Here is an 18,870-nt window from a genome sequence, read left to right as displayed (position 1 = left end):
TGTGCTCCGAGCGTCGGTGGGAGGGTCAGGCCAGGGAGAGGAAGAGGCGCTCGAACTCGCGGAGGTCGATCTCGCGGGTCTCGGCGTCCTCGTTGGTCGAGCAGTAGCGCATCCCGGTGGAGACGACGGCGAACCCGGCCTTGCTCAGCGCCTTCGATGCCGCGGCCAGCTGGGTGACCACGGCGGAGCAGTCCCGGCCGTCCTCGATCATCTTCACGATGCCGCCGATCTGGCCCTCGACGCGCTTGAGGCGCTTGACGACGTCGGTCAGCTCGCCCTGCGGGATGTCCACGACCCGAGTATGGATACCCCAGGGGGTATCCGCAACCTGCGGGTCGGTGCCCACCCGCACACCTGCGGCGGCGGCACTCCGACCGCCGGTGGGATTCCGCGGAAAGTGCTGCTCAAGCAGTGGGTTCACCCGGTCGATGGAATGCAGGTCAGGTCGTCACCGAACGTGAGCGGAGCCACCAGCGTGTCCATCCCCAGCACGGGCGTCACCCGAGTCCTCGTCCTCGCCGACGCCCCGGTCCTGCGTCGCGGCCTCGTCGGCATGATCGACGAGACCGCCGGCATGCAGGCCGTCGGCGCCGCCGGGGAGACCCGACGCGCGGTGCCGCTGGCCGAGTCCGCCCGTCCCGACGCCGTGGTCGTCGAGCTCGGCTCCGGGCGCGGCGCCACGCTGAACGCAGTCCGCGACCTGCGCCGTCGCTTCCCGCGGACGGCGATCGTGGCGGTCGCCACCTCCGAGGACCCCGCCGTGGTCAACGAGGCGCTGGCCGCCGGCATCCGCGGCTACCTGCTGATGAACACCTCCGCCACCCTGCTGGGCTGGGCCGTCCTGGCCGCCCGCGCCGGGCGGATCGTCGTCGACCCGCAGATCCGCCGGGTCGAGGGCGGCGGCGCGCCGGTGGGCCGCGAGCTGACCCCCGAGGTCCCGCTGACCCGCCGCGAGTCCGACGTCCTCGACGAGCTGATCCTCGGCCAGTCGAACCGGAAGATCGGCGAGAACCTCTTCATCTCCGAGGACACCGTGAAGTCCCACGTCAAGGCGATCCTGCGCAAGCTGGGCGCCCGCGACCGGGCGCACGCGGTCTCGATGGTCCTGTCGGCCCGCAACGGCTGCACCTGCGGCGCGCACGCCCTGACCGCCGCTCCCGTCGAGGTCTGACCCGGAGCCCCGCCGATCGGGCCCGGCGGGGTTACCGTGCTGGGCATGGTCGGCGTCCTGGCGGCTGTGCTGCTGCTCCTGCTGCTGACCGGGATCGTCGTCTGGGCCGTCTCGGTGCCGCAGCCCGCGGGACGCGCGCTGCCCGCGCGCGAGCGGGTGTGGCGGGAGCGGGCCGTCGCCGCAGCCCGCTGGAGCGCCGCGCACGACGAGGTCGACGGCGTGACCCGGGTGCTGCTGCGCCGCAGCTGCCCCGGGCCCGACGGGCACCCGGAGGTGCTCGAGGAGCGGGTGTTCGACGAGATCCCGGCGGACGACCCGCTGTGGGAGGCGCGCTTCACCGAGGCGATGGCCGGCGCCCGGTTCCGCTGCTCCTACCTCAACAACGAGGAGGGGCAGGCGTAGCCGATCCGCCGGAGGGCAGGATGGGCGCCATGGGTCAGGTCGTCGCCACCACCGAAAGAGTCCTGCGGGCACCGGCGGACGTCGTGCGCGCCGCGCTCGCCGACTACGCCGTCACCCGGCCGCAGGTGCTCCCCGAGCAGTACAGCGAGTACCGCGTGGACGCCGGCGGGCAAGGCGCCGGCACCAAGGTGCACTGGCGGCTGCAGGCCACCTCGAAGCGGGTGCGCGAGCAGGACGTCGTCGTCACCGAGACCCCGGACGGGGCGCTCGTGGAGACCGACACCAACTCCAGCATGGTGACCACCTGGACCGTCGCGGCCGCCGACGCCGGGCTCAGCACGGTGCGGGCGCGCACCACCTGGACCGGCGCCACCGGCATCGGCGGCTTCTTCGAGCGCACCTTCGCCCCCAAGGGCCTGGCGCGCATGCAGGACGCGATGCTGACCCGGCTGGAGCAGGCGGTCACCACCGGCTGAGCAGCCGGTCCCGACCGGCGGTCAGGACGGCGGGCGGTCGTCCCCGGGCCACCCGTAGCCGGCCGCCCCGATCCGCCGGGAGAGCTCGTCGCGCACCTCGGCGTACTCCGCGGTCAGCGCGGCGAGCTCCGCCGGGTCGGCCCGCAGCCCGGCCCGGGCGATCTCCGCGGGGTCCAGCGCCGGCGCCGCCGGGGCGCGGTCGCCCCCGGTCGTGGGGGCGTGCGTGACGTACTGCTGCACGGCGGAGACGATCGATCGGCGCAGCCCGGCCGGGAGCCGCTCGGCCGAATCGGCCGACGAGGACAGCACCAGGGTCGCGTCGAGCAGCACCGCGACCGCCGGGGCGGTGCCGAGCTGCGCTGCCCGCGGGCGGTAGGCGTGCAGCAGCGGGTAGGCCCGGTGCTGCTGGGCCAGCGTCGTCAGGGTCGAGGACAGCGACGACAGGGACACGACCGCCGGGTAGGCCGTGCCGGGCACCGCCAGGCCGGCCGCCACCTCGGCGCCGGTGCTCCCGAAGCCGGTCACCTGCGAGGCGAAGCTGCGCTTGCCGACCACCGCGGAGATCACCGAGGTCAGGTAGGAGACCCCGAGGGTGATGAGCAGCATCCCGCTGAGCGCGGCGCCGACGGTGGCCAGCTGGGAGCCGGCCCCGGTCGGCTGGTAGCCGCCGTTGCCCAGCGTGACGACGCTGTACCCGGCGAAGTAGAACCGCTCCCAGGCCGTGGCCGGGGCGCCGCTCGAGGAGCCGACGACCGCCTCGTCGTCGCCGAAGAAGACCAGCGACCAGCCCAGCCAGAGCAGGGCGAACCACGCACTGACGGTCACCGCGATGACGATGACCCCCGGGCCACCCACGAAGCGCACCGGCGCCGCGTCCGCCACGGCCGGCCGCCGGGCCAGCCGCCACACGCCGTCGGTGATCAGCCGGGTGAGCGGGCCGGGCCCGCTGGCCACCGCCAGCGTCGTCCGCCCCTCGTCGACCACCGCGAAGGCCACGATCGCCAGGCCCAGGACGTCCCACCACCACCCGGTCACGCGATGCCCCGGCGGCGTGCGCGTGCGTGGCGGTGGGTGGTCCGGGCGAACGGCGTGCGGACGACGGTCGGCCTCCTCGGTCGGGGCGGCGGCGGATCCGCAGCTCGGCAGGGACGATGGCGGAGTGACCGTAGCGACCTCTCCCGTCGAGGGCCTCTCCGAGCTCGCCGGCCTGCTCGGCGACGGCGGCGCGCTCGTCCTCTCCGGCGCCGGGCTGTCCACCGATTCCGGCATCCCGGACTACCGGGGCGCCACCGGGTCGCTGCGCCGGCACACCCCGATGACCTACCAGACCTTCACCCGCGACCCCCGCGGCCGGCACCGCTACTGGGCGCGCAGCTTCGTGGGCTGGTGGCAGATCGCCGAGGCCCGGCCGAACGCCGGCCACCGGGCCGTCGCCGCCCTGCAGCAGGCCGGCGCGGTGGCGGCGGTGATCACCCAGAACGTCGACGGGCTGCACCAGGCCGGCGGAGCGCGCGACGTCCTGGAGCTGCACGGCGGGCTGGACCGCACCGTCTGCCTCGCCTGCGGCGACGTCGCCGCACGTGCCGCCCTCGACGTGCGGCTGCGGGCGGTCAACCCCGGCTTCCGGCCCGAGCCGACCGACGAGGTCAACCCCGACGGCGACGTCGAGCTGCCCGAGGAGGCGCTCGACGGGTTCGTGATGGTCGGCTGCCTGGCGTGCGGCGGCGGCCCGCTCAAGCCCGACGTCGTCTTCTTCGGGGAGACCGTGCCGCGGGACCGCGTCGACGCCTGCTTCGCGCTGGTCGACGACGCCCGGGCACTGCTGGTGCTCGGCTCGTCGTTGACCGTGATGAGCGGCTACCGGTTCGTCATCCACGCCGCCAAGCGCGGCATCCCGGTCGCCATCGTCAACTCCGGGCCGACCCGCGGCGATGGGAAGGCTTCGCTCAAGGTCGACGCCCCGCTGGGCGTCGTCCTGCCCGAGCTGACCCGCCGGCTGGCATGACCCGGGAGGTCGAGCGCACCGACGACGGCCGCTGGATCGTCGTCGACGGCCGGCGGTGGCGGACCGCCGACCCGGCCCTGCCGGACGACGTCCGCGCCCGGCTGCTGCACCACCTCGGGGTCGCCCGCTCCGCCGTCCGGACCAGCCGGGGCGACGACGACGCGGTGGCCGCTGCCCGGGCGCGCGTGCAGCTGGCCAAGACCGGCCTGGGCGAGCGCGGACCGGCCTGGTGGGACCAGGACGACGAGGCCCGGCAGGCCCGCTGGGAGGCGGCGCTGCGGGCGCTCGGCGGTTGACCCGGTCCCCGCAGGGGCAGGAACGCCCGCGATGCAGACCTTCGTGCCCGTGCCCGACTTCGAGGAGAGCGCGCGGCTGCTCGACTCCCCGCGCCTGGGCAAGCAGCGGGTGGAGACCCTCCAGATCCTCCGGGCGCTGGAGCTGCCCGACTACGGCTGGGCCAGCCACCCCGCCGTCACCATGTGGCGCGGCCGGACGGCGGCGCTGGTGAGCTACGGGCTGGCCATGGTGCGGGCCTGGCGCGAGCGCGGCTTCGCCGACAGCACCGAGACGCTGATCGGTGAGTTCGCGCCGGACGTCGTCGGGGTGCCGCAGGCCGAGCTGGCAGCCGCCGGCCTCCTTCCGTCCTGGATCGGCAACGAGGCGCTGCACCTCTCGCACCGCTCGAACCTGGTCGCCAAGGACCCCGACTTCTACCGCGGCCGGTTCACCGAGCGGTTCGGCCCCGAGCCCGACGACCTGCCCTACCTCTGGCCGGGCCCGGACGACCTGCCACCGGCCCCCGAGCCCGAGGGCGTGCGGGTGTGGGTGGTGCGGCCGCGGGCGCACGGCGAGCTGGGCGCCTGCCTGGCGGCCGGGGTCATCGGGCTCGGCACCCAGTCGGGCATCGACGTCGACGCGACCGGGCTGGATCCCGTCGAGCTCCGCGCCCTGGCCAGGGAGATCTCCGGCCGCCGCCCGGCCAAGGACCTGCGCCAGCTCTCGGCCTTCCTCGACGAGATGGCACCCGGCGACCCGGTGGGGTTGCCGATCGAGCACGGCGCCGGGCTGCTGGTCGGCGAGGTGGTGGGGGAGTACCGGTTCCAGGGCCGGGAGCTGCTGCCGCACCGGCGGACCGCCCGCTGGGACCGGGTGGTGCCGCGGGCGGCCGCCCGGCCACCCGCGACGCTCCAGGACCCGCGCGCGCTCTTCTCGGTCGTGCTCGACCCGGCGGTGCTCGGCTAACCCGGCAGCGGGACGTTCTGCAGCCGCACCTGGCCGCGCGCCACCAGCTTGCCGTCCTCGGCGCGGGTGAGCAGCACCTGCCACAGCTGCTGGGTCCGCCCCTGCTGGACCGGCTCGGCGACGACGTCGACCCGGCCGCTGGTCGTCGAGCGGATGAAGTCGGTGTTGTTGTTGACGCCGACGGAGAACTGCCCCTGCTCCCGCACCGCCGTGCTGGCGCCGATGCTGGCGGCGGACTCGACCACCGAGCAGTAGACGCCGCCGTGCACCACGCCCCACGGGGTGTGCTGGTCGGGGCCGAGGTCGACGTGCCCGGCCACGCGGGTGCCGCTGCGCTCGGTGACGGTGAACTTCATCGCCGCCACGAAGGGGCTGGCGACCGTGAGGTCCACCGGTTGCTGCTCGCTCACGCGTCCCACACCAGGCAGAAGGGGTGGCCCACCGGGTCGGCGTAGACCCGGAAGTCGCCACCGCCACCGGGCAGCTTCCGGGCGCCGATCGCGAGCGCCTTCGGCTCGGCCTCCTCGACGTCGGCGACCCGGATGTCGAGGTGGAACTGCTGGGGGCGCTCCGGGTCCGGCCAGGCGGGGGGCCGCAGGTCCGGCGCCTGCTGGAAGGCGATGCGGTACCCGGCGCCGGTGAGGACGACCCAGTCGTCGCCGGGCCCGCCCTTGCTCACCTCCATGCCCAGCAGGTCGGCGTAGAAGCCGGCGAGCGCGTACGGGTCGGGTGCGTCGATCACGACGGAGTGCAGCTGACCGATCATGGTCTCCATCCTGGCGCTCCGGGACGGCGGCGGACAGCCGGAGCCCGGACGGCGGGCGCAGCGATACCGCCACCCCGCGCTGCGCCGGTGGGCCCCGGTGGCCGAGGATCGAGCCGTGCCGTCCCTCCCCGCCGCCCGATGAACGCCCCCGTCCTCGGCTCGCTCGACTGGTTGCCGGCCGTCGAGCGGCCCGACCTGCTGGCCCCGCCGGTCGCCGCCGCACTGCCGGGGCTGCCCGGTGCCGCGTGGGTGGCCGAGATCGCCGAGGACCTCGCCGACACGGCGGCGTTCTCCGAGGCCTACGACGTGCCGCTGGCCGCCTCCGCCAACTGCGTCGTCGTCGCCTCGCGGCGCGGCGGGGAGACCACGCTGGCCGCCTGCGTGGTGCTGGCCACCACCCGCGCCGACGTCAACGGGCTGGTGCGCCGGCACCTCGGCGCGCGGAAGGCATCCTTCGCCCCCCAGGACGTCGCCGTGGCGGAGAGCGGCATGGCCTACGGCGGCATCACCCCGGTGGGCCTGCCCGCGGCCTGGCCGGTGCTGGTCGACCCCGCCGTCGCCGAGGCGGAGCTGGTGGTCGTCGGTTCGGGCACCCGGGGCGGCAAGCTCGCAGTGCCCGGGGCGCTGCTGGCCGCGCTCCCCGGCGCGGTGGTGCTGGCGGGGCTCGGCCAGCCACTGCCCGCCGCCCCGCCCCCCGCACCCGTGCTGCCGCCGCGCGAGCGGGCGCCCGACGAGAGCGACGTCGGCTGGGGTGAGCGCCCGTCCGACGTCTCCGACGACGACCGGCGCTACCTCGAGGACCGGCCGCCGCACTGGGGCAGCGACTGAGCCCGGTTCAGGGCGCCGGCGGGCGGGTCGGGGCCGCCGGTCCCAGGCCCTGCTGGGCGCGCAGCAGGTCGCGGATCTCGACGAGCATCTCGAGCTCCGTGGGGCCGACCGGGCCGGGCTCCTCGCCGCGCGCGCGGCGGTCGAACAGCCGGCGCACCGGCAGCACGACGACGAAGTAGAGGATCGCCGCGGTCAGGACGAAGGTGATCACCTGGCTGACGAAGGCGCCCCAGCTGAAGGTCTGACCGTCCACCTGCACGGTCCCGCCCAGCTCGCCCCCGCCACCGGCCAGGCCGATGAGCGGGGTGAGGAACGACTCGGCGAAGGCGTTGACCACGTCGGTGAACGCCGCGCCGATCACCACCGCGATGGCGAGATCGACGACGTTGCCGCGGAACAGGAACTCCTTGAAACCGGTGAGCACGCCGCCCATCCAAGCCGTCCGGTCCCGGATCCGCGCGACCGGTGGTCTCAGGGCGGCGGCAGGCTGACGGTGAGCGTGGCGCCGGCCGAGGCGGCGGCGAGCCGCGCCGCGGTGGCCTCGTCCACGGCCAGCACCAGCAGCCCGGCACCGGGGTCGCCCGCGTCCGCGGCGGGCGCGGCCAGGACGAGCGCGCCCCCGGCCACCCGGTCGGCGGAGCCCGGCTCGGTCCCGGTCGCGAGGACGTCGACCCGGTCGCCGGCGCGGACCAGCGCGGCGACCGTCAGGTCCGCCAGCCGCACGGGGGCCGCCACCTGCCCCGGTGGCAGCAGCGAGCTCAGCCCGGCGCCGACCAGCCGGGCGTCGCTGAGCGGCTCACCGCGGCGGACGTGCCCGGCGAGCACCCGGTGCACCAGCAGCCCGGGGGTGCCCACGACGCCGTCGGGCACCGCCCCCGGCGGCAGCCGGACCAGTGCGAGGTGATCGGGGGTCAGCGCGGTACCGGCGGCCAGGTCGGCCGCGGCGACCACGACGGGCACGGTGGCCGGTGCGGCTTCCCCGGCCGGGGCCGGCCCCGGCCGGAGGGCGAGCGCCAGCGCGAGGGCGGCGAGCAGGGCGGCCGCGGCCCGGCGGGCCACCAGCAGCGGGGAGCGGGGACGGCGCAGGCGCGGCATGCCCCGACCCTGCGCGCCGGGGACCCGCACGGGCCCCGGCCGCGGCGAACTGTGGAGAGCGGACGTCCCTGTGGACGACCCGCCGCCGTCAGTTGGCGGCCTTGGCCCCGCTGCCGGACGTCGTCGACGTGGTCGAGGAGCCGGTGGAGCTCGACGAGCCCTCCTTGCTCGACGAGCCCTCCTTGGCCGCCGCCGGCGTCGAGGTGCCGGTGGACGAGCCGTTGCCCGCGGTCTCCGACGCCGAGCTGCTCTTCCGGCTGTCGGTGCGGTAGAAGCCCGAGCCCTTGAAGACGACGCCGACCGAGCCGTAGACCTTGCGCACCGGGGCGCCGCACTCGGGGCACTCGGTCAGGGACGGGTCGCTGAAGGACTGCACGACCTCGAACTCGTGCTTGCCCTCGGCGTTGGTGCAGGCGTACTGGTACGTGGGCACGGTGGTGCTCTCCCTGGTCGTGCGGAGGTGGGCGCCGAGTTGGCACTCGCACCCGGCGACTGCCAATGATGCGCCATCCCCGCACCGCGCGTCCACGCGCGTGGCGGAGTGTCACCCCTGCGCCCGCGCGCGGCGGGCGTCCGCGCCGGGGTCGGGGCGATCAGTCGTCGTCGTGGCAGACCTCGACGTCGAGGCGGCCGCCGTCCTCGATCTCGGCCTCGAAGTCGAGCTCGATGCCGTCGCCGCGGAACTCGACCTCGATCTCGCGGTCCTCCTCCTCGACCGACTCGGTCTCCCAGCCGGCGGCCGGGGCCACCTGGCCCAGGACCAGGCGGTCACCGTTCCGGGTCACGGTGACCGTGCCGGCGTCGGCGACCGCGTAGCCGCCGTCGGCCGACTCGGGCAGGTCGGTGCAGGTGTCCGGAGCCGGCCGCGTCCCAGGGGTCTGCGGTGACCCGGAGTCCGTCGGCGGCTGCTGGGCGGCGCTGGACGACGGGGACGTGACGGTGGCCGTCGACGTGGAGGTGGACGTCGACGTGGCGGTCGAGGCACCGGCCGCGGTCTCGTCCGTCGGATCGCCTCCGCAGCCGGCGAGCGCCAGGACGGTCAGCGGTGCGAGCAGGGCGGGGGCGAGACGCATGAGGTGCCTTCCGGGTCGGGAGTCGGTGTCGTCCAGACCCTTCCCGTCGAGCATGAGGGAGCCGTGGCCTGCGCGTGAGAGTGCTCTCATGCCGGGAGGGAGGAGCACCGGGTCCGCGTCGCCGTGACGTGGCACGATCCCGGGGTGACCAGCGGATCCGCCGCAGATCAGCGGCTGCGCGACCTCGCGCGGCTGCGCCGGGTCCGGGACCGGATCGACCGGGAGTACGCCCAGCCGCTCGACGTCGAGGCGCTGGCGCGGGGCGCGCACATGTCGGCCGGGCACCTCAGCCGCGAGTTCCGGGCCGCCTTCGGCGAGTCCCCCTACGCGTACCTGATGACCCGTCGCATCGAGCGGGCGATGGCCCTGCTGCGGCGCGGCGACCTCAGCGTCACCGAGGTCTGCTTCGCGGTCGGCTGCTCGTCGCTGGGCACCTTCAGCACCCGTTTCGCCGAGCTGGTCGGCATGCCGCCCAGCGTCTACCGACGCCAGGAGGGCCGGGCGACGGCGGGGATGCCGGCGTGCGTGGCCAAGCGGGTGACCAGACCGGTCAGGAATCGAGAAGCGCCGGCTCCGGAGCCGTCCCTAGCGTGACGGCCATGGACATCACCATCCACTCGAGCTTCCTCCCGCACTCCGACCCGGAGGCCTCGCTGGCCTTCTACCGCGACGTCCTCGGCTTCGAGGTCCGCCTCGACGTCGGGTACGAGGGCCTGCGCTGGATCACGGTCGGCCCGCCCGGGCAGCCCGACACCGCGATCGTGCTGCACCCGCCGACCGCCGGCCCGGGCCTGACCGACGAGGACCAGCGCACCATCCTTGAGCTGATGGCCAAGGGCAGCTTCTTCGGCGTCAACCTGGCCACGACCGATCTCGACGGCACCTTCGCGAAGCTGGAGGGAGGCGGCGCCGAGGTCGTCCAGGAGCCGACCGACCAGCCCTACGGCCTCCGCGACTGCGCCTTCCGAGACCCGGCGGGCAACATGATCCGCATCCAGCAGCTGACCTGAGCGGCCCGGAGGCCTGATGAGCACCGACACGAGGACGGCTTCCCGGCCGACGGCGCCGCACCCCGCCGACGGCCACGACCTGATCCGCGTGCAGGGCGCGCGGGTGAACAACCTCCGGGACGTCAGCCTGGAGATCCCCAAGCGCCGGCTCACGGTGTTCACCGGGGTCTCCGGCTCGGGCAAGAGCTCGCTGGTCTTCGGCACCATCGCCGCGGAGTCGCAGCGGCTGATCAACGAGACCTACAGCACCTTCGTGCAGGGCTTCATGCCGACGCTGGCGCGACCCGAGGTCGACCTGCTCGACGGCCTGACGACGGCGATCATCGTCGACCAGGAGCGGATGGGCGCCAACCCGCGCTCCACGGTGGGCACGGCCACCGACGCCAACGCGATGCTGCGCATCCTGTTCAGCCGGCTGGGGAAGCCGCACATCGGCTCGCCCAACGCCTACTCGTTCAACATGCCCTCGGTGAGCGCCAGCGGGGCGATCACCGTCGAGCGCGGCGCGGGGAAGACGAAGGCGGAGAAGGTCACCTTCACCCGGCTCGGCGGCATGTGCCCCCGGTGCGAGGGCATGGGCTCGGTCAACGACTTCGACCTGTCGGCGCTCTACGACGAGTCGAAGTCGCTGAACGAGGGCGGCCTGATGGTCCCCGGCTACAGCATGGAGGGCTGGTACGGCCGCCTCTTCGAGGGCATCGGCCTCGATCTCGACAAGCCGATCGGCAAGTACACCAAGAAGGAGATGCGCACCCTCCTCCACGAGGAGCCGACCAAGATCAAGGTCGAGGGCGTCAACCTCACCTACGAGGGCGTGATCCCGAAGGTCCAGAAGTCGATGCTGTCCAAGGACGTCGACGCGCTGCAGCCGCACGTCCGGCGCTTCGTGGAGCGCGTGGTGACCTTCCAGACGTGCCCCGACTGCGGCGGCACCCGCCTCACGCAGGAGGCCCTCTCGTCGAAGATCGGCGGCAAGAACATCGCCGACCTCTGCGCGATGCAGATCAGCGACCTCGCGGTCTGGGTGCGGGAGCTGCGGGAGCCCTCCGTGACGCCGCTGCTTTCCGGGCTGCAGCACCTGCTCGACTCGTTCGCCGAGATCGGGCTGGGCTACCTCTCGCTGGACCGGCCGGCCGGCACCCTGTCCGGCGGCGAGGCGCAGCGCACCAAGATGATCCGCCACCTCGGGTCCTCGCTGACCGACGTCACCTACGTCTTCGACGAGCCGACGATCGGCCTGCACCCGCACGACATCGAGCGGATGAACGACCTGCTGCTGCGGCTGCGCGACAAGGGCAACACGGTGCTCGTCGTGGAGCACAAGCCGGAGACGATCGCGATCGCCGACCACGTCGTCGACCTCGGCCCCGGGGCCGGCACCGGTGGTGGCGAGGTGGTCTTCGAGGGCCCCGTCGAGGAGCTGCGGACCAGCGGCACGCTCACCGGCCGGCACCTCGACGACCGGGTCTCCGTCAAGCCGTCGGTGCGGACACCGTCGGGCGCGCTGGAGGTGCGCGGCGCCGGCACCCACAACCTGCGCGACGTCGACGTCGACATCCCGCTCGGGGTGCTCGTCGTCCTGACCGGGGTGGCCGGGTCGGGGAAGAGCTCGCTGGTGCAGGGCTCGGTCGCCGGCCGGGACGGCGTCGTGGTGGTCGACCAGGGCGCCATCCGCGGTTCGCGGCGGAGCAACCCGGCCACCTACACCGGCCTGCTCGACCCGATCCGCAAGGCGTTCGCCAAGGCCAACGGCGTGAAGCCGGCGCTGTTCAGCGCCAACTCCGAGGGCGCCTGCCCCACCTGCAACGGCGCCGGTGTCATCTACACCGACCTCGGCGTCATGGCCACGGTCGAGTCCCCCTGCGAGGAGTGCGAGGGGAAGCGGTTCCAGGCGGCCGTGCTGGAGTACCGGCTCGGCGGCCGGGACATCGCCGAGGTGCTCGCCATGCCGGTGGCCGAGGCGGCGGAGTTCTTCGGCGAGGGCGAGGCGCGCACGCCGGCCGCGCACGCGATCCTCGAGCGGCTCGCCGACGTGGGGCTGGGCTACCTCACCCTCGGGCAGCCGCTCACGACGCTGTCCGGCGGGGAGCGGCAGCGGATCAAGCTGGCCACCCAGATGGCGGAGAAGGGCGCCGTCTACGTCCTCGACGAACCCACGACCGGCCTGCACCTGGCCGACGTCGCGAACCTGCTGGGCCTGCTCGACCGGCTGGTCGACTCCGGCCGGTCGGTGATCGTCATCGAGCACCACCAGGCGGTCATGGCGCACGCCGACTGGATCATCGACCTCGGTCCCGGCGCGGGGCACGACGGCGGCCGGGTCGTCTTCGAGGGCCCGCCCGCCGACCTGGTGGCCGCCCGGTCCACGCTCACCGGCGAGCACCTCGCGGCCTACGTCGGCGCCTGACGCACGGGATCAGCGGCCGGTGCGCCCCCGGTAGCGCGCGGCCCGCCTGGCCGCCGCGGCACGCTTCCGCTCGGTCTCCCGCTGCTGGCGGCCGAGGCCGGCCCGGTCCCGGACCGCGGTGGCGGTGCCCGCCGGGTAGCCGGCCTTGACCACCCGGTTCTCGGTGGTCTCCGGCATGTAGGCCAACGAGAAGATGAGCCCCAGGAAGATCCCGCCACCGGCGACCGCCAGGCGCAGCGCCAGCGGGGCGGGCAGCAGGGTCACCACCAGCGCGATCGGCACCGCCAGCTGGACGAGCATCCGGGCGACGTGCCGCATCCACCAGGTGTCGGTGGTCGTGTCGTGCAGCACCCAGGCGCGGTGCCGCTCGGGGAGCCCGCCGCCGAGGGCGTACCAGACCCACCGGTGCGGCGCGGGCCGGACGACCGGCTCGGTGGGGCCAGGGCCTGCGGGGTGCGCCATGTCGGCTCGGTGCTCCAGCTCGGTGCGGATCGCACCTCGCGGTGCGCTGACGTCGATGGTGCCAGCCGTGGCGGCGCGGCATCGTGGGCCCTGGCTCACCACCGGTGGTCCTGGCTCACCGTCGGCGGTGAGCCAGGAGCACCGTTGATCAGGTGACCTGATCAACAGTGGGGTCAGCGGCCGAGGTTGCGGTAGCGGTGCAGCCGGGTGCGGTAGCGCTCGGTGTCGTCCCGGCCGAGCAGGCCGGCCAGCTCCTCGCCCAGCACCCGGCCGAGCCGCAGGCAGAACTCGGCCGGCTCGTCGGCGGCGTCGGGCCGCTCGGGCACCACCCGGTCGACGATCCCGGCCCGCCACAGGTCGGTGGCGCGCACCCCCTGGTCCGCCGCCATCTCGTCGGCCCGGTCGACGGTGCGGTGCACGATCGCCGAGGCGCCCTCGGGCGGGAGCGGGCCCAGCCAGCCGTTCGCGGCGGCCAGCACCCGGTCGGCCGGCACGAGCGCCAGCGCCCCGCCGCCGGTGCCCTGCCCGAGCAGCACCGCCAGCGTCGGCGCCTTGAGCACCACCAGGTCGTGCAGGCAGCGGGCGATCTCCCCGGCCAGACCGCCCTCCTCCGCCTCGCGGGACAGCGCCGCCCCCGGGGTGTCGATGAGCGTCACCAGCGGCAGCCGCAGCTGCTCGGCCAGGTGCATGCCGCGGCGGGCCTCCCGCAGCGCGGCCGGGCCCAACGGCGCCGTCATCGACTGCCCGCGCCGGTCCTGGCCCAGCACCACGCACGGGGCCCCGCCGAAGCGGGCCAGCGCCAGCAGCAGACCCGGGTCCTTCTCCCCGGCCCCGGTCCCCGACAGGCCGACGACGTCGGTGGCCGCGGTGCGCAGCAGCCGCCGCACCCCGGGCCGGTCCGCGCGCCGGGACGCCGTCACGACGTCCCAGGCGCTGCGCCCGTCCTCCGGGTCGTCGGCGTCGGTGCCGTCGTCGGGGGTGGGGCGCTCGGCGTCCCGGACGTCCTGGTGCCAGGTCTGCCGGGCGGAGAGCACCCGCAGGGCGCGGTCGGCGACCTCGGCGATCTCCTCGTGCGGGACGACGGCGTCGATCATGCCGTGCTCGGCGAGGTTCTCCGCGGTCTGCACGTCCGCGGGGAACGGCTCGCCGTAGAGCGCCTCGAACACCCGCGGGCCCAGGAAGCCGATCGAGGCCCCGGGCTCGGCGATGGTGACGTGCCCGAGCGAGCCCCAGGAGGCGAGCACGCCGCCGAAGGTGGGGTGGCGCAGGTAGACCAGGTAGGGCAGCCCGGCCTCCTTGTGCCGGGCGATGGCCGCGGTGATGCCGATCATCTGGAGGAAGGCGACGGTGCCCTCCTGCATCCGGGTGCCGCCGGACACCGGGGCCGCCAGCAGCGGCAGCCCCTCGTCGGTGGCCCGCTCCACGGCCGCGGTCAGCCGTTCCGCGGCGGCGACGCCGATGGAGCCGGCCAGGAAGCCGAACTCTCCGGCGACGACGGCGACGCGGCGGCCGCACAGCGTCCCCTCCCCGGTGATGATCGACTCGTCCTGCCGCGACTGCTCCGCCGCGCGGGCCAGCTCGGCGGCGTAGCCGGGGGTGACGTCGCGGGGTGGGACGGGGGAGTCCCAGGACCGCCACGACCCGGGGTCGAGGACCAGGTCGCGCAGGGCCCGGGCGTCGAGCCGGGCGGGTCGCTCGCTCACGGGGTCGAACCGTCCAGCCATGCGCGGATCGCGTCGCCGTCGGCGCCGAGCACCGGGGGAGCGGCGTGCTCCCGCCGGGTGGTCTCGGTCTCGCCGTCGGCACCGGGCGAGAAGAAGCGCAGCGGCGGCCCGGGCAGCTGCAGGGCGCCCAGCGTCGCGTGCTCGACGTCGACGAGCAGGCCCTGGGAGAGCGTCTGGTCCCACCCGTAGACCTCGTCGATGGTGCGCACCTTCCCCGCGGGGATGCCGGCGGCGTTCAGCCGGGCGAGCAGGTCCTCGGGAGGGATGTCGGCGAAGACGCCCTCCAGCAGCTCGATGACCTCCTGGCGGCGGTCCACCCGCTCCCCGTTGGTCGCCAGCCCCGGCGCCTCGGGGTCCAGGTCGAACTCCGCGCACAGCTTCCGCCACAGCGACTCGCTGCCGCAGGACAGCTGCACGCTGCCGTCCTTGCAGTGGAACAGGCCGTAGGGGGCGATCGAGGGGTGGTGGTTGCCCTGCGCGGCGCCGACCTTCCCGGCCACCGTCCACGCCGTCCCCTGGAAGGCGTGCACACCGACGATCGCGGCCAGCAGCGAGGTGCGCACCACCTGACCGCGGCCGGTCCGCTCCCGCTCCACGAGCGCGGCGACCACGCCGTAGGCGCCGTACATGCCGGCCAGCAGGTCGCCGATCGGGACGCCGACCCGCTGCGGGTCGTCGGGCCCCGAGCCGGTCAGCGACATCAGCCCGGCCTCGCCCTGGGCGATCTGGTCGTAGCCGGCCCGGCCGCCCTCGGGGCCGTCGTGGCCGAAGCCGCTGATGGCGAGGGTGACCAGCCGGGGGTTCAGCCCGGCGAGCACGTCGGTGCCGAAACCGAGCCGCGCCAGCGTGCCGGGACGGAAGTTCTCCAGCAGCACGTCCGCGCGCCGCAGCAGCTCGGTGAGGACCCTCTTGTCCGCCTCGTCGTTGAGGTCGAGGGTGATCGACTCCTTGTTCTTGTTCGTCGACAGGAAGTACGTCGACTCGCGGTCACCCTGCTCCGGCTGCACGAACGGCGGCCCCCAGCCGCGGGTGTCGTCCCCGCTACCGGGGCTCTCCACCTTGATGACGCGGGCGCCGAGATCGCCCAGCATCATCGCGGCGTGCGGCCCCGCCAGGGCGCGGGTGAGGTCGACGACGAGGACGCCGTCGAGAGGTCCGGGCATGGTGGGCTCCCTCGGTCCGTGGCCGCCGGTTCGCCGGAGGCGCTCGAAAAGTCTCTCAGCGCTGAGGTATCTCGCGCCAGGTGGGTCACAGCCACCCGGGGACGACGAAGACCAGCCACGACAGCAGCGGTCCGACGGCCACGACGATCGCGGCGTAGGCCAGGATCTGCTTGTAGAAGCGGTCGCGGTCGACGTCCTGCGCGTTGGCCAGGACGAGCGCCCCGTTCGTGGAGAACGGGCTCACGTCCACGATGGTCGAGGCGACCGACAGGGCGACCACGACGCCCACGGCGCTGATCTGGCCGGCCTCCAGGAACGGCACCGCGAGCAGGATGGCGACGCCGATGATCGCCGTCGACGAGGCGAAGGCCGACACCACCCCGCCGATGTAGGCCAGCAGCAGGGCGATGAGCAGCGGCACGCCGAGCCCGATGACGGCGTCGCCGACGTAGTCGATGGTGCCGGCCGCCTCCAGCACGGAGACGAACGTCAGCACGCCGGCGATCAGCAGGATCGTCGACCAGCTGATCTGGGTGACCGCGCCCTTGTGCTGCTGCGCGGAGAACAGCGCCAGGACGACGGCGACGGTGATCGCCACGAACCCGATGTCCAGGTCGAAGACCAGGGCCAGCACGGCGACGACGGCCAGCCCGATCAGCGTGAGGACCTGCTCGAACCGGACGGGTTCCGGGCGGTCGGGGTGGATGTGCTCGTCGTCGTCCCCGCCGACACCGGGCCCGGGCGCGGCCCCGTGGCCGCGGACCAGCGTGCCGTGGGCGTGCTCGCTGTGCGGGATCGGCTCCGCGGCCACCTTGCGGCCGATCAGCTTCCGGCCGCCCAGGACGAAGAACAGGACGAGCGCGATGGCGATGTTGAAGAACAGCGCCCCGAGGAACACCGCCAGCGGGCTGCTGGGCAGGCCCTCGTTGTCCACGATGGTGTTGACCGTGACGCCGTAGACGCTGATGGGGGAGAAGCCGCCGCCCTGGGCGCCGTGGATGACCATCATCCCCATCAGCAGCGGGCTGATCCCGTGCCGCGCGGCGAAGGTGAGCGCGATCGGCGCGATGATCGCCACCGCCGCCGGGGACAGCGCCCCGATGGCGGTGAGCACCGCCGTCACGAAGAACATCACCCAGGGGATGGCGGCCACGTGGCCGCCGACCAGCTTCACCGCACCGCGGACCAGCAGGTCGACGGTGCCGTTGTTCTGCGCGATGGCGAACAGGTACGTGACGCCGATCAGCGTCAGCACCAGCCCGGCGGGGAAGCCGCCGATGATGTCGTCGGTCGTCAGCCCGACCGACAGGGTGCCGACGACGAAGGCGGCGACGAACGCCAGCGCCCCCATGTTGATCGGTAGGAACGTGGCGATGGCGAAGATGACGACCAGCGCCAGGATGGTCACGATCTCGGGGGACACGGTCCCTCCCACGGCGTCGGGGTCTGCGGCGGGTCCACTGTGTCAGTGACCCGCCGGTAGCGCCTGCCATCCGCCGGACGGGGTCACCACGGCGGTCACCCGCGCGTCGTGCGGCTCGGTGGGCAGCCGGTCGACCAGCTCGTCGTCGAAGACGACGGCGACCAGCACCGCGCCCGGTCGGGCGTGCCGCAGGGCGCGGTCGTAGTACCCGCCGCCGCGGCCCAGCCGGGCCCCGTCGCGGGCGACCGCGACCGCCGGGACGACCACGGCACCGGCCGCGCCGATCGCCGCGCGGCCCAGCCGCGGCCCCGGGGGCTCCAGCAGGCCGAACCGGCCGGGCACGAGCTCGCCGGAGTGCTCCGCCCAGTCCAGCTCGCCGCCCCGCGCGGGCACGACCGGCAGCAGCACGCGGGCACCGGTCGCGGCGAGGGCCCCGGGGAGGTGGCCGGAGCCGGCCTCGGCCCCGTCCGGCACGAACGCCGCGATCACCGGCGTCCCCGCCAGCCGCGCGGCGAGGGTCGCGGCCACCGCGGCGGAGCCCCTCGCCCGCTCGTCGAGGCCACGGTCGCGCCGGCGGCGCAGCAGTGCGGCGCGGACCGCTGCCTTGGGGGTGCTCCCAGCGGGCCCGGCGCTCATCGGCGCAGGCTAGCTAGGCTGCCCGCATGTCGACGCCCAGCACCCGCCCGGCCCGCAAGGCGGTCATCCCCGTCGCCGGCATGGGGACCCGCTTCCTGCCCGCGACCAAGGCCGTGCCCAAGGAGCTGCTCCCGGTCGTGGACCGGCCGGCGTTGCAGTACATCGTCGAGGAGGCCGCGCGCGCCGGCCTGCCCGAGGTGCTCATGGTCACCGGCCGCGGCAAGGCCTCGATCGAGGACTACTTCGACCGCACCCCCGAGCTGGAGGCCGCCCTGGAGAAGAAGGGCGACCAGAGCCGGCTCGACGCGGTGCACGAGTCCTCCGACGTGGCGCAGGTGCACTTCGTCCGCCAGGGCGAGGCGAAGGGTCTGGGCCACGCCGTCCTGCAGGCCGCCGCGTTCGTCGGCGACGAGCCGTTCGCGGTGCTGCTGGGCGACGACATCATCGACGCCCGCGACCACCTGCTCGAGCAGATGCTCGCGGTGCAGGCCGAGCACGGCGGCTCGGTGATCGCGCTGCTCGACGTCGGCCGGGAGAACATCGACAAGTACGGCGCCGTGGCCGTCGAGCCCACCGCCGACGGCGGCGACGTGGTGGCGGTGACCGGTCTGGTGGAGAAGCCGCCCGTCGACGAGGCGCCCAGCAGCCTGGCGATCATCGGGCGCTACGTGCTGGCCCCGGAGATCTTCGAGGTGCTGCGGAAGACCGCGCCCGGCCGCGGCGGGGAGATCCAGCTGACCGACGCGCTGGCCACCCTCGTCGAGCGCGGCGAGCCGGTCCACGGCGTGGTCTTCGGCGGCCGGCGCTACGACACCGGCGACAAGCTGGACTACCTCAAGGCGGTCATCCGGCTGGCCGCCGAGCGCGACGACCTCGGCCCGGCGCTGCGCGGCTGGCTGCGCGACTTCGTCACCGAGCTGCCCGCCGAGGGCGCGTCGTCGTCCTGACCGGCGCCCGCGAGGGCACGATCGGACCGCGGCGGTACGC

24 protein-coding genes are annotated in these 18,870 nt (G+C 74.6%); 11 read left to right on the top strand and 13 right to left on the bottom strand.

Annotated elements, in window-relative coordinates; all coding sequences use genetic code 11:
- Positions 1 to 25 precede the first annotated feature (25 nt).
- Positions 26 to 292, bottom strand: coding sequence for a metal-sensitive transcriptional regulator (locus O2W17_RS06410; protein WP_269191567.1), 267 nt, complete (start codon positions 290 to 292; stop codon positions 26 to 28).
- A 183-nt stretch (positions 293 to 475) separates the two neighbouring features.
- Between O2W17_RS06410 and O2W17_RS06405 the strand changes: the two genes are divergently transcribed.
- Genes O2W17_RS06405 through O2W17_RS06395 form a run of 3 tightly spaced genes read left to right on the top strand, consistent with a single transcriptional unit; the run spans position 476 to position 2,049 of the window.
- Complete coding sequence (locus O2W17_RS06405; protein WP_269191566.1) at positions 476 to 1,171, top strand: LuxR C-terminal-related transcriptional regulator; 696 nt, start codon at positions 476 to 478, stop codon at positions 1,169 to 1,171.
- 45 nt (positions 1,172 to 1,216) lie between these two features.
- A complete protein-coding gene (locus O2W17_RS06400; RefSeq protein WP_269191565.1) occupies positions 1,217 to 1,573 on the top strand; it encodes a hypothetical protein in 357 nt (118 codons plus the stop codon).
- Between the two features lie 29 nt (positions 1,574 to 1,602).
- Entirely contained in the window at positions 1,603 to 2,049 is a 447-nt protein-coding gene (locus O2W17_RS06395) for an SRPBCC family protein (protein ID WP_269191564.1), read from the top strand.
- 21 nt (positions 2,050 to 2,070) lie between these two features.
- On the opposite strand, the gene O2W17_RS06390 is transcribed toward O2W17_RS06395, so the two are convergent.
- Positions 2,071 to 3,084, bottom strand: coding sequence for an ion channel (locus O2W17_RS06390; RefSeq protein ID WP_269191563.1), 1,014 nt, complete (start codon positions 3,082 to 3,084; stop codon positions 2,071 to 2,073).
- Between the two features lie 124 nt (positions 3,085 to 3,208).
- Between O2W17_RS06390 and O2W17_RS06385 the strand changes: the two genes are divergently transcribed.
- Genes O2W17_RS06385 through O2W17_RS06375 form a run of 3 tightly spaced genes read left to right on the top strand, consistent with a single transcriptional unit; the run spans position 3,209 to position 5,296 of the window.
- Positions 3,209 to 4,054: an NAD-dependent protein deacetylase gene (locus O2W17_RS06385; RefSeq protein WP_269191562.1), complete on the top strand. Its 846-nt coding sequence runs from the start codon at positions 3,209 to 3,211 to the stop codon at positions 4,052 to 4,054.
- The gene (locus O2W17_RS06380) at positions 4,051 to 4,350 is read left to right on the top strand and encodes a biopolymer transporter Tol (RefSeq protein WP_269191561.1); all 300 of its coding nucleotides are present in this window, start codon (positions 4,051 to 4,053) and stop codon (positions 4,348 to 4,350) included. Before O2W17_RS06385 ends, O2W17_RS06380 begins: the two co-directional genes overlap by 4 nt.
- A 31-nt stretch (positions 4,351 to 4,381) precedes the next feature.
- Complete coding sequence (locus O2W17_RS06375) at positions 4,382 to 5,296, top strand: MSMEG_6728 family protein (protein WP_269191560.1); 915 nt, start codon at positions 4,382 to 4,384, stop codon at positions 5,294 to 5,296.
- Here the strand turns inward: O2W17_RS06375 and O2W17_RS06370 are convergent.
- Both O2W17_RS06370 and O2W17_RS06365 read right to left on the bottom strand, forming a co-directional pair.
- Positions 5,293 to 5,706, bottom strand: coding sequence for a PaaI family thioesterase (locus O2W17_RS06370; protein WP_269191559.1), 414 nt, complete (start codon positions 5,704 to 5,706; stop codon positions 5,293 to 5,295). The two genes, O2W17_RS06375 and O2W17_RS06370, sit on opposite strands and share 4 nt — an antisense overlap.
- Positions 5,703 to 6,062 carry a VOC family protein gene (locus O2W17_RS06365; protein WP_269191558.1) on the bottom strand — a complete coding sequence of 120 codons (360 nt, stop codon included), beginning with the start codon at positions 6,060 to 6,062 and terminating at the stop codon, positions 5,703 to 5,705. The genes O2W17_RS06370 and O2W17_RS06365 overlap by 4 nt, the downstream gene beginning before the upstream one ends.
- A gap of 138 nt (positions 6,063 to 6,200) precedes the next feature.
- Between O2W17_RS06365 and O2W17_RS06360 the strand changes: the two genes are divergently transcribed.
- Entirely contained in the window at positions 6,201 to 6,890 is a 690-nt protein-coding gene (locus O2W17_RS06360) for a YbaK/EbsC family protein (protein ID WP_269191557.1), read from the top strand.
- 7 nt (positions 6,891 to 6,897) lie between these two features.
- Here the strand turns inward: O2W17_RS06360 and mscL are convergent, their stop codons facing one another.
- The 4 genes from mscL to O2W17_RS06340 all read right to left on the bottom strand — a co-directional run bounded on the left by mscL (position 6,898) and on the right by O2W17_RS06340 (position 9,058).
- Complete coding sequence (mscL, locus tag O2W17_RS06355) at positions 6,898 to 7,314, bottom strand: large conductance mechanosensitive channel protein MscL (protein ID WP_269191556.1); 417 nt, start codon at positions 7,312 to 7,314, stop codon at positions 6,898 to 6,900.
- 47 nt (positions 7,315 to 7,361) lie between these two features.
- Entirely contained in the window at positions 7,362 to 7,985 is a 624-nt protein-coding gene (gene cpaB, locus O2W17_RS06350) for a Flp pilus assembly protein CpaB (RefSeq protein WP_269191555.1), read from the bottom strand.
- Positions 7,986 to 8,073: 88 nt separating this feature from the next.
- Positions 8,074 to 8,418 carry an FmdB family zinc ribbon protein gene (locus O2W17_RS06345; RefSeq protein ID WP_269191554.1) on the bottom strand — a complete coding sequence of 115 codons (345 nt, stop codon included), beginning with the start codon at positions 8,416 to 8,418 and terminating at the stop codon, positions 8,074 to 8,076.
- 160 nt (positions 8,419 to 8,578) lie between these two features.
- Positions 8,579 to 9,058 (bottom strand): hypothetical protein, encoded by a 480-nt coding sequence (locus O2W17_RS06340; RefSeq protein ID WP_269191553.1) that lies wholly within the window; start codon positions 9,056 to 9,058, stop codon positions 8,579 to 8,581.
- A 144-nt stretch (positions 9,059 to 9,202) separates the two neighbouring features.
- On the opposite strand from O2W17_RS06340, the gene O2W17_RS06335 reads away from it, so the two are divergent.
- Genes O2W17_RS06335 through O2W17_RS06325 form a run of 3 tightly spaced genes read left to right on the top strand, consistent with a single transcriptional unit; the run spans position 9,203 to position 12,475 of the window.
- Positions 9,203 to 9,652, top strand: coding sequence for a helix-turn-helix transcriptional regulator (locus O2W17_RS06335; RefSeq protein ID WP_269191552.1), 450 nt, complete (start codon positions 9,203 to 9,205; stop codon positions 9,650 to 9,652).
- Between the two features lie 5 nt (positions 9,653 to 9,657).
- On the top strand, positions 9,658 to 10,068 hold the full coding sequence (locus O2W17_RS06330; protein ID WP_269191551.1) for a VOC family protein: 411 nt from the start codon (positions 9,658 to 9,660) through the stop codon (positions 10,066 to 10,068).
- Positions 10,069 to 10,084: 16 nt separating this feature from the next.
- On the top strand, positions 10,085 to 12,475 hold the full coding sequence (locus tag O2W17_RS06325) for an excinuclease ABC subunit UvrA (RefSeq protein WP_269191550.1): 2,391 nt from the start codon (positions 10,085 to 10,087) through the stop codon (positions 12,473 to 12,475).
- A 9-nt stretch (positions 12,476 to 12,484) separates the two neighbouring features.
- Here O2W17_RS06325 and O2W17_RS06320 read toward each other — a convergent pair whose 3' ends face one another.
- From O2W17_RS06320 to O2W17_RS06300, 5 genes are all read right to left on the bottom strand, one after another.
- A complete protein-coding gene (locus O2W17_RS06320) occupies positions 12,485 to 12,937 on the bottom strand; it encodes a DUF5313 family protein (RefSeq protein ID WP_269191549.1) in 453 nt (150 codons plus the stop codon).
- Between the two features lie 173 nt (positions 12,938 to 13,110).
- Positions 13,111 to 14,640 (bottom strand): carboxyl transferase domain-containing protein, encoded by a 1,530-nt coding sequence (locus tag O2W17_RS06315; RefSeq protein ID WP_269191548.1) that lies wholly within the window; start codon positions 14,638 to 14,640, stop codon positions 13,111 to 13,113.
- Positions 14,637 to 15,824 carry a CaiB/BaiF CoA transferase family protein gene (locus O2W17_RS06310; RefSeq protein WP_269191547.1) on the bottom strand — a complete coding sequence of 396 codons (1,188 nt, stop codon included), beginning with the start codon at positions 15,822 to 15,824 and terminating at the stop codon, positions 14,637 to 14,639. Before O2W17_RS06310 ends, O2W17_RS06315 begins: the two co-directional genes overlap by 4 nt.
- Positions 15,825 to 15,909: 85 nt before the next feature.
- Positions 15,910 to 17,247 carry an SLC13 family permease gene (locus O2W17_RS06305; protein WP_269191546.1) on the bottom strand — a complete coding sequence of 446 codons (1,338 nt, stop codon included), beginning with the start codon at positions 17,245 to 17,247 and terminating at the stop codon, positions 15,910 to 15,912.
- Positions 17,248 to 17,289: 42 nt separating this feature from the next.
- The gene (locus O2W17_RS06300; RefSeq protein ID WP_269191545.1) at positions 17,290 to 17,883 is read right to left on the bottom strand and encodes a 5-formyltetrahydrofolate cyclo-ligase; all 594 of its coding nucleotides are present in this window, start codon (positions 17,881 to 17,883) and stop codon (positions 17,290 to 17,292) included.
- A 26-nt stretch (positions 17,884 to 17,909) separates the two neighbouring features.
- Here O2W17_RS06300 and galU point away from each other — a divergent pair, with 26 nt between their 5' ends.
- Positions 17,910 to 18,830, top strand: coding sequence for a UTP--glucose-1-phosphate uridylyltransferase GalU (galU, locus tag O2W17_RS06295; protein ID WP_269191544.1), 921 nt, complete (start codon positions 17,910 to 17,912; stop codon positions 18,828 to 18,830).
- Positions 18,831 to 18,870: the final 40 nt, after the last annotated feature.

It is taken from the genome of Blastococcus sp. VKM Ac-2987, from assembly GCF_026967805.1.
GTDB lineage: Bacteria > Actinomycetota > Actinomycetes > Mycobacteriales > Geodermatophilaceae > Blastococcus.
The sequence above is the reverse complement of the archived record's forward strand: the minus strand, read 5'-3'. Positions and strand labels throughout refer to the sequence as shown.

Excerpts from the sequence above, each read along its gene's own strand:
- O2W17_RS06300 (WP_269191545.1), bottom strand. The coding sequence starts at position 17,883 with ATGAGCGCCGGGCCCGCTGGGAGCACCCCCAAGGCAGCGGTCCGCGCC.
- O2W17_RS06330 (WP_269191551.1), top strand. The coding sequence starts at position 9,658 with ATGGACATCACCATCCACTCGAGCTTCCTCCCGCACTCCGACCCGGAG.
- O2W17_RS06380 (WP_269191561.1), top strand. The coding sequence starts at position 4,051 with ATGACCCGGGAGGTCGAGCGCACCGACGACGGCCGCTGGATCGTCGTC.
- O2W17_RS06365 (WP_269191558.1), bottom strand. The coding sequence starts at position 6,062 with ATGATCGGTCAGCTGCACTCCGTCGTGATCGACGCACCCGACCCGTAC.
- O2W17_RS06375 (WP_269191560.1), top strand. The coding sequence starts at position 4,382 with ATGCAGACCTTCGTGCCCGTGCCCGACTTCGAGGAGAGCGCGCGGCTG.
- O2W17_RS06400 (WP_269191565.1), top strand. The coding sequence starts at position 1,217 with ATGGTCGGCGTCCTGGCGGCTGTGCTGCTGCTCCTGCTGCTGACCGGG.
- O2W17_RS06395 (WP_269191564.1), top strand. The coding sequence starts at position 1,603 with ATGGGTCAGGTCGTCGCCACCACCGAAAGAGTCCTGCGGGCACCGGCG.
- galU (WP_269191544.1), top strand. The coding sequence starts at position 17,910 with ATGTCGACGCCCAGCACCCGCCCGGCCCGCAAGGCGGTCATCCCCGTC.
- O2W17_RS06360 (WP_269191557.1), top strand. The coding sequence starts at position 6,201 with ATGAACGCCCCCGTCCTCGGCTCGCTCGACTGGTTGCCGGCCGTCGAG.
- O2W17_RS06310 (WP_269191547.1), bottom strand. The coding sequence starts at position 15,824 with ATGCCCGGACCTCTCGACGGCGTCCTCGTCGTCGACCTCACCCGCGCC.
- O2W17_RS06325 (WP_269191550.1), top strand. The coding sequence starts at position 10,085 with ATGAGCACCGACACGAGGACGGCTTCCCGGCCGACGGCGCCGCACCCC.
- O2W17_RS06320 (WP_269191549.1), bottom strand. The coding sequence starts at position 12,937 with ATGGCGCACCCCGCAGGCCCTGGCCCCACCGAGCCGGTCGTCCGGCCC.
- O2W17_RS06340 (WP_269191553.1), bottom strand. The coding sequence starts at position 9,058 with ATGCGTCTCGCCCCCGCCCTGCTCGCACCGCTGACCGTCCTGGCGCTC.
- cpaB (WP_269191555.1), bottom strand. The coding sequence starts at position 7,985 with ATGCCGCGCCTGCGCCGTCCCCGCTCCCCGCTGCTGGTGGCCCGCCGG.